This is a genomic window from Isoptericola sp. GX10416, assembly GCF_056590155.1.
Window position 1 is genome coordinate 12,486 of record NZ_JBWPVO010000017.1, and the last position, 11,541, is coordinate 24,026.

Below are 11,541 nucleotides of genomic sequence, written 5' to 3' on the forward strand. Positions count from 1 at the left end.
GACCCGCGCGGCGGCGAGCACGTCGGGGTGGGCGTCGGCGACGGCCACAGGCCAGCCGACGACGCGCAGGGCAGGGAGGTCGTTGACGTCGTTGCCGACGTAGGCGACCCGGTCGGGGTCGAGCCGGTTGGCGGCGCACCAGTCGCGCAGTGCCGTGGCCTTGTCGTCGACGCCCTGCAGGACGTCGACGGCGAGCTTGCGCGCCCGGGCGGTCACGACCGGGTTGGTCTCCTTGGACAGGATGAGCAGCGGGATGCCGGCGGCGCGCAGGTGGCCGACGCCGAGGCCGTCGCCGCGGTGCACCCGCACCTGCTCGACGCCGTCCTGGGAGACGTAGACGCCGTCGTCGGTGTGCACGCCGTCGAAGTCGGTGACGAGCGCATCCACGTCCATCCCCTCCGGTGCCGAGTGTCGAGGTCGGGACCGTTCTGCGGGCGCAGTACGGTCCGAACCTCGACGCTCGGCGCCGGTGGGTTGGTCGAGGAGCACGCGGGAGAGCCAGAGGTCGCGGGGCTCGTCGATCTCGACCGCCCACTCGGCGGCCACCGGCTGCAGGCCGACCGACCCGAAGAACCGCGTGCCGTGCTCCCGCAGCCCCGCCGTGCGCATCACGTAGAACGCGCCGGTCTCGCGGTAGTGCGGCGCCCGGTCCTGCCGGCGGGGCCGGTGGTCGGTCGTGTGACCGACCGGGACCGGCCCGTCCGGGCCCGTCCGCCACTGGAAGTCGTGGGTAGGTGCCACCGCGACGACGACGTCGTGGGCACCGTCGAGCACCTGGCGCACCGCACCGTCGAGGTCGGCCGGGTCGACGAACGGGCTGGTCGCCTGCAGCAGCACGGTGACGGCGGGCTCGGGGACGCCGTCGGCCGCGAGCGCGTCGAGGACGTGCAGCACCGCCGACTCCGAGCTGGCGGTGGCTCCCGACAGGTCAGCGGGACGTTCGACCACCCGGGCACCGTGCCGGCCGGCCTCGCGGGCGATCTCGGCATGGTCGGTGGAGACGACGACGTCGGTCACCACCGGTGCGGTGGCCGCCGAGCGCACCGCGCGGGCCACCAGGGAGCTGCCCCCGACCCGCTGCAGGTTCTTCAGCGGCACGCCGGCCGAACCGCCACGGGCGGGGACGACGACGAGCACGGATTCGTTCATGGCGGCGACACTATGAGCCGAAAGCAGCGCACCCGGCCATATCCCGGAAACTGTCGAAGAACTCTCCGTGACCCGTTGGTGAACACTTTCCACTATCTGTCGCACAATGCGTTCCCACGCCATGAAGATGTCACTTCAGGCGTATCGAAGGGCTAGCCTTCCAGCGTCCACGACCCGGCACGAAGGAGCCCGAACAATGCCCGAGGCGCCCCCCGCGGTGGCCGTCCATCTCGGCACGCACCGCCCGACGGTGCGCGCCGTGCGCGAGTGGTGCGGTACGCACCGTGGAGCGCTCGCCGCGCACCACGTGTCCGCCCGGACGTCCTGGTCCGCGCTGCGCGATGCCGTCCCCGGTCTCGACTGGCGATCCGACAAGGGCCGCGACCGGCTGCGCGAGCACCTCACCGCCGACGGACCCGTGCTGTTCTCCTCCACGGCCCCGCTCGGGCCGGCCTACCTGCCCCGCGGCGGGACCCTGTACCCGTACGCTGCGGCCGGCGTCGACGGGCTGGCCGCAGCACTCACCGGCGTGCCGTGGGGCGTCCAGCTGACCGTCGCCGCCCACGCCGACGTCGTCACGGCGGCATGGGTCGCCGCCGTGCGGCACGGCCACGTCGTCGACCTCGACACCTACCGGTCCACGCTCGAGGGGCAGAGCTGGGTCCCGCTCGTCGAATGCCTCGTGGACGCCGTCGGCGCCGACCGGGTGAGCGTGCACGACGCGACCACCGTGCGCACCGCAGGCGACCCCCCGAAGGCGACCGCCGCCGTCGGACGCTCCGTGCTGACCGCCGCGCTCGACCACCTGACCGGCCGGGCCGACGACCTGCCGCTCGCGGACGTCGCGGGCGAGCCCGAGGCGCACTGGAGCGCACGCCAGATCGAGGTCGCGCTCGCCGCACTGCCGCACCTGCGCTCCCACGACGAACGCAGCGCCCTCACCCGGTTCGTGGACCGGCAGGTGGACGACGGCGGCACGCCGGCCCATCCCCTGACGCCCGCCCAGGAGGCCGAGCTGGCCGCCCGCGACGAGGCCGACCTGGCCCGGCTGCGCGACATCGTGGAGGTCCGATGACCATCGTCCAGCGGCTCCGCGGCGCCGTCACCGCGCGGCGCCCCCTGCCGCCCGGCCGGCAGGTCGTGCTGCACCTCGGGTCCCAGAAGACCGGCACCACCGCCGTGCAGTCCTGGTGCCGTGAGCACACGGCCGAGCTCGCGGCCGCCGGCGTCGTCACCCGCACCACGCAGCCCGAGATCCGAGCCGCGCTGGGCGGCTGGTACGACGTCACCCGCCCCGGCGCCGACGACAACCTGCGCGACTTCCTGACGTCCGCCTGGCGCACCACCCGGGCGCCGAGGCTGTTCTACTCCTGCGAGTCCAACACCGGCCCGGCGTTCGCCCCCGGCATGCCCGGCCTGTACCCGCGGATCACCGAGAACCTCGAGGGCGTCGCCCGCGCCACCGAGGGCGTCCCCCGGCACGTGCAGTTCACCGTGCGCGGCTACGGCGACTTCCTCGAGTCCGCCTACCAGCAGCAGCTCAAGCACGGCAAGATCGTGCGCTTCGACGAGCTGGCCGACCGCGTCGTCGCGACCATGTCCTGGCGTGGCGTCGTCGAGGAGCTCGTGCGCGTCTTCGGGGCGGAGCACGTCACCGTCTACGACTACGACCGCGACCGCACCGGCCACCGACCGCTCGTCGGGCAGATCGTCACCGACGCGCTCGACCGGCTCGGCGCGACCGGCGTCGAGATCGGTGACGAGGCCTCCCGACGCACCAACACCCGCTACACGCAGCGCATGGCCGACCTCTCCCTCGAGGTGCTGCCGCTGCTGCACGGTGCGGACGAGCGGGCGGCGTTCCACCGGTTCGTCACGGACGCGCTCGGCCGGCACCCGGCGCCCGGCGACGTCCCGGCATCGTTCCTGGACGCCGGGACCGCCGCCGAGCTGGCCGAGCGCTACACCGACGACCTCGCCGCGGTCGGCTCGCTGGTGGAGCTGAGATGACCGCCGTCGTACCCGAAGACCTCCGTGAGCAGCCGCTCCCGGGCGACGACGCGCGACCGGGCGTCCGCGGGGACCTCGAAGGCACCGTCGTCGTCGAGGCGTCGGCTCGTGTTCAGGCGACGCTGGGCCCGCAGCGCCTCCAGCGCCGCCTCGCGCGACGGGCGCCACGCCAGGTCCTCGCGCAGGACGAGCGCCTCGAGGTCCTCGGTGAGCGACTCGTTGCGCAGCACCACGTCGACCACGGTGTGGCGGCGGTACCGCGCGACGAAGTCCTCCGCGGAGGCGGCCCGGCGGATCCAGCGCATCGCGCGCGGGCTCGACAGCCGCGCCACCCGGAACGACAGCAGCCCCGTGTGCGGCGCGACGCCCGAGCGGTGGTACGTGCGCGGGTTGAGCGCCGGGGCGTACGCCGGGTCGAGGACGACGTCGAGCCAGCGGTCGAAACCGTCGGCGGTCCCGTCGTAGAGGTGACCCAGACCGGCCTCCCGGACGGTCCCCGCGAGCCCGCCCCGGCCCTGGCAGCCGTACGAGTACAGCGAGAGGTAGGTGTCCAGCGGGTCGCGCACGGAGATCACGTGGACGCGGCCCGACGGCGGACGGTCCTCCAGCTCGACGTGCTTGCGGAACGCCACCTCGTCGTCGTCCAGGAAATCGCGCAAGAAGTGCGAGACGTAGGTGGAACCAGACTTCTCCACGTCGAGATAGGCCAAGGAATGGAAGGCGTGCACGAATTCTCCGGTCGGTCGGCGCGAGGATCGAGCGCCGAGTGAATCACATCTCCGCGCGGAAAGTCGATGAATCACCGATGAACACCTCACCAACAACAATTGTCGATCTCGCCGCCACCCACCGGCTCGACAACACGGTCCAACCGTACGACTGGGGTTCCCACGACCACATCCAAGGCCTGCTGGGCCTCCCCCGCGACGGCCGGCCCGCGGCCGAGCTGTGGCTGGGGGCGCACCCGTCCGCCCCGTCACGGCTCGGCACCGGCGCGTCCGTGGCGGAGCTGGTCGCCGACGCGCCCACCGCGGTGCTCGGCCGGCGCGTCGCGGACCGCTTCGGTCCCCGCCTGCCGTACCTGCTGAAGGTTCTCGCCGCGCGTCGCGCGCTGTCGTTGCAGGTGCACCCCCGGCCGCACGCGGCGCGGGCCGGCTACCACCGCGAGACGCGTGCCGGGCTGCCCGCCGGGGCGCCGCACCGCTCGTTCCACGACACCGAGCACAAGCCAGAGATGCTCGTCGCCCTCACCGCGTTCGAAGGGCTGGCCGGCTTCCGCAGCCCGCGCGCCGTCCTCGAGCTGCTCGACGGCCTGGACGGCCAGCTCGTCTCCCGGGTCCGCGGTGCGCTGGAGGGCACCCGGTCCGCCGCCGGGCTGCGGGCTGCCATGGAGCTGGTCGTCGCGGCACGGTCGGCGCCCGGCTGCGCGGCCGACGTCGCGGCCACCGTCGCGTCCGTGCGGGACCGCGCCGCGCACGCCTCGCCGTCGGCCCGCGCGGACGCGACCGTGCTGCAGCTCGACGCCGAGCACCCCGGTGACCCCGGTGCCGTCGCCTCGCTGCTCCTCAACCGGGTGTCGCTCGAGCCGGGCGAGGCGATGTTCGTCCCGGCCGGCGAGGTGCACGCGTACCTCTCCGGGCTCGGCATGGAGATCATGGCGGCCTCGGACAACGTGCTGCGCGCCGGTCTGACGACGAAGCACGTCGACGCGGACGCGCTCGTCGAGTGCGCGGCGTTCGCCCCGCGACCGCCGGTGCGGCCGGACACCGTCGTCGCCGGGAACGAGAGCCTCGTGACGAGCTATCGGGCGCCGGTCTCCGAGTTCGCCCTCATGACCGCCGACGTCCACCCGGCCGAACCGGTGGCCCTCGCCCCCGACGGTCCGCGGATCGTGCTCGTGCTGGACGGCGTGGTGCGGCTGCTGACGGACGCGGGCGAGGTGGAGCTGCGCCGCGGCGAGTCCTGCCTGGTGCCCGACGCCGCCGGGCCCGTCACGGCCGACGGCGCCGCGCACCTCGTCTGCGCCTGGGTCCCCTGACCCCCGCCCCACCCTGCGGCGTGATCCTCCCCGGCGGCCGAACGGCAACAGGAGTGGGAGGGGTCAGGTGAGGTGGTTGTCCACCAGCGACAGGGCCGCGCCGATCGCCATGTGCATGTCGAGGTACTGGTACGTGCCCAGCCGGCCCCCGAAGTGCACGTCCGCCTCACCGCGCATCAGCTCGCGGTAGCGCAGCAGCCGCGCCCTGTCCTCCGGGGTGTTCACCGGGTAGTACGGCTCGTCCTCGCGGGCGGCGAACCGCGAGAACTCCCGCATGATGACGGTCTTGTCGCGCGGGTAGTCGCGCTCGGGGTGGAAGTGCCGGAACTCGTGGATCCGGGTGTACGGCACCTCGGCGTCGGCATAGTTCATCACCGTGGTGCCCTGGAAGTCGCCGACGTCGAGCACCTCCGTCTCGAAGTCCAGCGTCCGCCAGGACAGCTCGCCCTCCGCGTAGTCGAAGTACCGGTCGACCGGCCCGGTGTAGACCACCGGCACCTGGCCCACCACGGCACCGGCGTGGACCGGCTGCGAGGTGTCGAAGAAGTCCGTGGACAGCCGCACCTCGATGTTCGGGTGGTCCGCCATCCGCTCGAGCCACGCCGTGTACCCGTCGACGGGCAGGCCCTCGTGGCGGTCCGAGAAGTAACGGTTGTCGTAGGTGTACCGCACCGGCAGCCGCGAGATCACCGACGCCGGGAGCTCCCGCGGGTCGGTCTGCCACTGCTTGGCGGTGTAGTCGCGGATGAACGCCTCGTAGAGCGGGCGGCCGATGAGGCGCACCCCCTGCTCGTCGAGGTTCTCCGGCTCCTTGTCGCCCAGCTCGGCCGCCTGCTCGCGCACCAGCTCGCGCGCCGCCTCCGGCCCGTACGCCGACCGGAAGAACTGATTGATGGTCCCCAGGTTGATCGGCATGGGGAACACCTCGCCCCGGTGCGTGGTGTACACCCGGTGCTGGTACCCCGTGAAGTCGGTGAACCGGTTGGCGTACTCCCACACCCGCTCGTTCGAGGTGTGGAACAGGTGCGCCCCGTAGCGGTGCACCTCGATGCCGGTGGTCGGGTCGTCCTCCGAGTACGCGTTGCCCCCGAGGTGGTCCCGGCGGTCGATCATCAGCACGCGGCGGCCGGCGGCAGCCATCCGCTCGGCCACGGTGAGACCGTAGAACCCGGTCCCGACGACGACGAGGTCGGCGTTCATGGTCAATCTCCTGAAGGTTTCTAGAGGTCGTCGGGGACGTAGCCGCCGCGCTTGCGCGTGTAGCGGCGGTAGCCGGCCTGGCGCACGCGCTGCGGGACGAGCCGGTAGCCCGCCCGCACGACGACGTTGCGCACCATCTGCGGCGTGGACACGAAGCCCTCGTCGTGCAGGGTCCGCTGCAGCGCCAGCTCGGAGGCGAGCAGCCGCCGTCCGCCCCGACGGGCGTAGGCGCCCGCCCCGACCCGGTAGAGCACCAGCGGATCGGCGACGTTCTGGGCGTGCGCACCGGCGGCGAGCATCCGCGCGAACAGCAGGTAGTCCTCCATGAGGTCCAGGTGCTGGTACCCCCCGACGGCGGCGACGGCGGACCTGCGGTAGACCACGGAGGGGTGGTTGAACGGGTCGCGGAACCGGGCGGCCTGGGCGATGCCCTCGCCGGAAGGCGGGACCCGGACCATGCCGCGCTCGTCCTCGTCCTCCTCGAACTCCCAGATGGCCGAGCCGACGATGTCGTAGCCCTTCGCCACGAGCGGCACCTGCACCGCGAACCGTTCGGGCAGCGAGATGTCGTCGGCGTCCGCGCGTGCCACGATCTCGTGGCGGCAGACGGCGAGACCTTCCTCCAGCGCCCGCGCCAGGCCCAGGTTGTGGGGCAGCGGGACGACGGTGACCGGGACGTCGGTCAGCTCCGGCAACCGCTCGAGCACCGCCGCGATCTCCTCGCCCACGGGTCCGTCGCGCACGACGACGATCTCGTCGGGACGCAGCGTCTGGTCGACGGTCGCGCTGCGGAACCCGCGCTCGAGGTGCGCGGCGTCGTCGCCGCGGTACACCGGCAGCAGCACGGAGAAGCGCTGGTCGTCGAGCGGCTCGCCGGTACCGAAGCTGCCGGTGGACGCCGCGGTGCGACGCACGGGCACGGGTGCCGGGAGCGACGCGCCCGCCTGGAGCCGGGCGACGGTGAGCGCCGCAGGGCCGACGCCGGAGAGCACCTCCGTGTCCGGGCGCGGCGCCCGGGTGATCCCGTGCCAGAACCCTCGCCAGCCGGCCCCGGCGAGGGTGCGCCGGTCGCTGGAGCGCAGGAACGTCCGCAGCCACCGCCGCACCGTCGAGCCGCCGTACAGCACGCGCTCGCGGACGGACAGCGCCTCGGAGCGCGAGAACATCCAGATCTTGTTGCGCACCTCGTAGTAGAAGCGCGGCCCCGGGTCCGCATCCGTCGCCCCGAGCTTCTTGGTGCGGTGCTCGACCACGCTGCCGGGCACGGAGAGCCCGACGCGGTGCCGCAGCAGACGCGTCGCGTACTCGAAGTCGTCGTTCCAGATGAAGTAGTCGGTCACGGGCAGCCCGGAGCGCTGCACGGCCGCGGTGTCGATCATCATCGACACGAAGGACATCGAGCGGACCGGGATCGCGCCGGCCGCCTGCGCCCGCTCGACCTCGGCGGTGCTCGCGCCCGGGCGACGGCGCGGCGTGTTCATGGGGTGGTCGGAGCCGTCGGTCCACACGACCCGGCTGCAGAGCGCCGCGACCTCGCCGTCGTAGGCGTCACGCGCGGCGAGCAGGGCGGACAGCGCGGTGGGCGTCGGGATCGTGTCGTCGTCCATGACCCACACCAGGTCGGCGCCCAGCTCGGCCACGGCCGTCGCGATGCCGACACCGAACCCCCCTGCTCCCCCGGTGTTCCGGGCCAGCGCGACGACGTGCGGGGCCGTGGCGTGCTGCCGTGCGACGGCGAGCGCATCGTCGGTCGAGGCGTTGTCCACGACGACGATGCGATCCACGGGGCGGTTCTGGTCGCCCAGGGCGTCGAGCGCTGCACCGAGCAGCTCAGCTCGGTTGTACGACACGACGACGGCGACGACTACGGGGGCGGACATCCGGAACATCCTAGTCGTCGTGACCAGGTGCGAAGTCCGCCCGCCAGGTCTGCGGGGAGACCAGGTGGGGGGCTGCCGCACGCCACGTGCGGGCGAGCGAACGCCAGCGCGTCGCCAGGCGGACGTGAGCGACGACGGCGGCCCCCGCCAGGCGCCAGAACCTGCGGCGGTCGCGGCGCAACCACACGCCGCTGGTGCCGTCGGCGTCGAGCACCAGCACCGAGTCGTGGGAGGGCACCTGCCACCAGCCGGCGTCCGTGCGCCGGAGGGCCGCGGTGGGTGCCTCGCGCCCCGCTGCGGTCACGGGCCGCAGGGTCCGCAGCACGCCGCGCACCACGAACGCGGCGAGCGCCGGCGCGCCGGAGGGCCGCGCACCCGTGCGGGGTGCCGCCGTCGTCCCCGCGACCGTGTCGAAGGCCGGGTCGCCTGCGCCGTGCCGGGCCGTCTCCGGGTGCTCGGCACCGACGGCACGCACCTGCGCGACGACGGAGCCGAGCTCCGGGTGCAGGCGGCCAGGGCCGGAGAAGACCTCGCGCAGGGCGCGGACGTGCAGGTCGACCGGGTAGTAGCGCATCGCCAGCAGCAGCTTGAGGTCGGTCGCGAGGAGGGCCGCCGGCAGCAGCCCGGCCCTTCGGGCGTGCAGCAGCGCGGTGATCACCCGGTTGCGCACGTGCAGGTACGCCTGCCACTCGACGGAGTCGTCCTTCTCGGTCCAGGCCATGTGCCACAGGCAGGCGCCCGGCAGGGAGACCGTGGGGAAGCCCGCCTCCCCGGCGCGCAGCGAGAACTCGGCGTCGTCCCACTTGAGGAACAGCGGCATGCTGAGCCCGACCTCGCGCAGCGCGGCCGCCGGGATGAGGCACATCCACCAACCGTTGAAGTCCGACTCGGCGCGCGCGTGCAACCACGGCGTCGCACGCAGGCCACCGGCGAGATCGTGCCACTGGTGCTCCATGACCGGCGGGCCCCAGTTGAAGATACGGCGGTGGATCACCTCGCTGAAGGAGTTCAGCACCGTGGGCCGGGCGAGGTCGAGCATGTGCCCGCCCACCACCACCGGCGTGGTTGCGGACCGGTGGAACCGGACGGCCCGGAGCAACGCCTCCGGCTCCACCTCGACGTCGTCGTCGCAGATCAGCACGGCGTCGGCGCCGGCGTCGAGCGTCTCCAGCATCCCGCGCGAGAAGCCGCCCGAACCCCCGAGGTTCGGCTGGTCGACGATCCGCAGCCGGTCCCCGAGCGCTGCCGCGACGTCCCCGAAGCCCGGATGGTCCGCGACCTTGCGGGTGCCCTGGTCCACGACCTGCACCCGGACGTCGGCCGCGGTCAGCTCGGCCGACCCGGCAAGCGTCGCCAGCGTCGCCACGCAGTAGTCGGGCTTGTCCATCGTGGTGATCGACAGGAGCACCTCGCCGTCGCGCCGGGGCGGCACGTCGACGGACCACCCACCCCCGCCGACGACGACGCCACCTGCGGTCGCGCCGTCGTCGGCCGCGGCGCTCACCTCGCACCACACCCAGCCGCCGTCCGGCGAGAGGTCCGCCTCGAGCGGCTCGTCGACCGGGCCGGAGGCGACCTCGCTGACCCGCCCCTCGGCGTCCGACCGCAGCAGCCGCAAGGTGCCCTCGCCGGAGACCTCGAGGCGGATCCGTGCCCGCGTCGCACCGGTCCACCGGGCCCAGTAGGAACCCGGGAAGCCGTTCAGGTAGGTGCCCAGACCCTGCGTGGCGCCGGGCGGCACGTGCAGCGCGCCCCCGTCGAGCACACCGGGACCGTCCTCGACGGTCAGCGGTCGCCGCGCGGGCAGGTCGGAGAGGATCAGACGGTGGGCGAGATGCACGACGGCGAGCCTACTGGCTCTCCCTCCACGCACCGGTGCGCGGTGATCTCGAGATGCTGTGCATAGACCCCTGAGGCACAGTAAACACAGGGGGTTCACACCATGCAACGACGTCGTTGGTACCACCGCACGGTCTCCGTGCTGACCGCACTGCTCGTCGCAGCCGCCGGAGGGGTCGCCGCGAGCGCGCCGGCATCGGCCGCGGACGCGCCCGACAAGTTCACCGTGTCCGGTTCCGGATACGGTCACGGCGTCGGGATGAGCCAGTACGGGGCCTACGAGCTGTCCCGGCAGGGATACGGCGGCATCAAGATCCTGAAGCACTACTACAAGGGGGCGAAGGCGCCGTACACCAAGACGCCGAAGCGCATCCGGGTGCAGGTCCACGGTCCCGACCCGTACAACTTCTCCGGCTACGGCGACTCCGGGCGCACCACCTGGGTCAGAGTCTCGGGCGGCGACTGGCGCGTCAAGAAGCCGGGCAAGGGCACCGTCGCCCAGGGCAGCGGCAAGGTCACCATGAAGGTCCGTATCGGCAACCGTGGCGCCGTGCGCGTCAAGGTCGGCGGCAAGGTCTACAAGGGCGACATGATGCGCGTCCAGTGGTCAGGCACCAACTACTGGCGCTCGCACGGCAAGAAGGCCGTCGCGACGATCGACGGCGCGCACGGCTCCTACCGGCACGGGCGGCTCACGATCGTCAACCGGAAGATGACGCCGAACATCACCAACGACGTGCTGCTCAACACCGAGTACCTGTACGGCATCGCCGAGATGCCGTCGTCCTGGGGACTCAACGGCGGCGGCACCGCGCTCCGCGCGCAGGCCATGACCGCCCGGTCGTACGCGATCTCCAAGCACGACGGCAAGTCCACGTGCCGCTGCCACATCGTCGACGACGTCCGCGACCAGCACTACACGGGTTGGAACAAGGAGAACGAGGGGTCCGGCGGCCGCTACGGCGCGGTCTGGACCAAGGCGGTCGACAAGACGACGAAGGGCAAGACTCGAGCACGGGTGCTGCAGGTGGGAGGTCGGCCCGTCGCGGCCCACTACTTCTCCTCGAGCGGCGGCCGTACCGGCAACTCCGAGGACGTGTGGTCCTCCAGGCTGTCCTACGAGCGCAGCGTCAACGACCCGTACAGCCTGCGCGCGCCCGGGAACTCCTACGCCTCGTGGACGCGGACCATCACCCAGAAGCAGGCCCGCAGCCTCTTCGGGCTCAACAAGGTCGCCTCGATCAAGGTCACCCGCAAGTGGTCCAGCGGTCAGGTGCGCACCCTCACGGCGACCCAGCCCAACGGGCGCACGGCGACGCTGTCCGGCAAGGCGGACCAGATGCGCTCGTGGGTGGGCCGCGCGACGACGCACGGCAGCATGCCCGCGTCGTGGATCACGAAGATCAGGGGCTCATGACGTTCACC

At 72.8% G+C, this 11,541-nt stretch carries 8 protein-coding genes and 1 pseudogene; 4 read left to right on the top strand and 5 right to left on the bottom strand.

Features of this window, described 5'->3' with window-relative positions; translation table 11 throughout:
• Nucleotides 1-33: 33 nt before the first annotated feature.
• A pseudogene (locus ACWAT2_RS17955) lies at nucleotides 34-1,272 on the bottom strand (cytidylyltransferase domain-containing protein); the annotation flags it as partial.
• A gap of 73 nt (nucleotides 1,273-1,345) precedes the next feature.
• Here ACWAT2_RS17955 and ACWAT2_RS17960 point away from each other — a divergent pair.
• Together ACWAT2_RS17960 and ACWAT2_RS17965 are read left to right on the top strand one after the other, a co-directional pair.
• Complete coding sequence (locus ACWAT2_RS17960) at nucleotides 1,346-2,224, top strand: hypothetical protein (RefSeq protein WP_402377840.1); 879 nt, start codon at nucleotides 1,346-1,348, stop codon at nucleotides 2,222-2,224.
• Nucleotides 2,221-3,159, top strand: a complete 939-nt coding sequence (locus ACWAT2_RS17965; protein WP_402377842.1) for a hypothetical protein — start codon at nucleotides 2,221-2,223, stop codon at nucleotides 3,157-3,159. The genes ACWAT2_RS17960 and ACWAT2_RS17965 overlap by 4 nt, the downstream gene beginning before the upstream one ends.
• On the opposite strand, the gene ACWAT2_RS17970 is transcribed toward ACWAT2_RS17965, so the two are convergent.
• Nucleotides 3,111-3,887 (bottom strand): sulfotransferase family protein, encoded by a 777-nt coding sequence (locus ACWAT2_RS17970; RefSeq protein WP_402377845.1) that lies wholly within the window; start codon nucleotides 3,885-3,887, stop codon nucleotides 3,111-3,113. The genes ACWAT2_RS17965 and ACWAT2_RS17970 overlap by 49 nt on opposite strands.
• A gap of 77 nt (nucleotides 3,888-3,964) precedes the next feature.
• Between ACWAT2_RS17970 and manA the strand changes: the two genes are divergently transcribed.
• Complete coding sequence (gene manA / locus ACWAT2_RS17975) at nucleotides 3,965-5,197, top strand: mannose-6-phosphate isomerase, class I (RefSeq protein ID WP_402377848.1); 1,233 nt, start codon at nucleotides 3,965-3,967, stop codon at nucleotides 5,195-5,197.
• Between the two features lie 63 nt (nucleotides 5,198-5,260).
• On the opposite strand, the gene glf is transcribed toward manA, so the two are convergent.
• From glf to ACWAT2_RS17990, 3 genes are read right to left on the bottom strand one after another with little or no spacing between them, the layout of a single operon-like run.
• Nucleotides 5,261-6,397 (bottom strand): UDP-galactopyranose mutase, encoded by a 1,137-nt coding sequence (gene glf / locus ACWAT2_RS17980; protein WP_402377851.1) that lies wholly within the window; start codon nucleotides 6,395-6,397, stop codon nucleotides 5,261-5,263.
• 20 nt (nucleotides 6,398-6,417) lie between these two features.
• Entirely contained in the window at nucleotides 6,418-8,277 is a 1,860-nt protein-coding gene (locus tag ACWAT2_RS17985) for a glycosyltransferase (protein ID WP_402377854.1), read from the bottom strand.
• A 10-nt stretch (nucleotides 8,278-8,287) separates the two neighbouring features.
• On the bottom strand, nucleotides 8,288-10,117 hold the full coding sequence (locus ACWAT2_RS17990; protein ID WP_402377857.1) for a glycosyltransferase: 1,830 nt from the start codon (nucleotides 10,115-10,117) through the stop codon (nucleotides 8,288-8,290).
• A 102-nt stretch (nucleotides 10,118-10,219) separates the two neighbouring features.
• Between ACWAT2_RS17990 and ACWAT2_RS17995 the strand changes: the two genes are divergently transcribed.
• Nucleotides 10,220-11,533: a SpoIID/LytB domain-containing protein gene (locus tag ACWAT2_RS17995; RefSeq protein ID WP_402377860.1), complete on the top strand. Its 1,314-nt coding sequence runs from the start codon at nucleotides 10,220-10,222 to the stop codon at nucleotides 11,531-11,533.
• The last annotated feature ends 8 nt before the right edge of the window (nucleotides 11,534-11,541 follow it).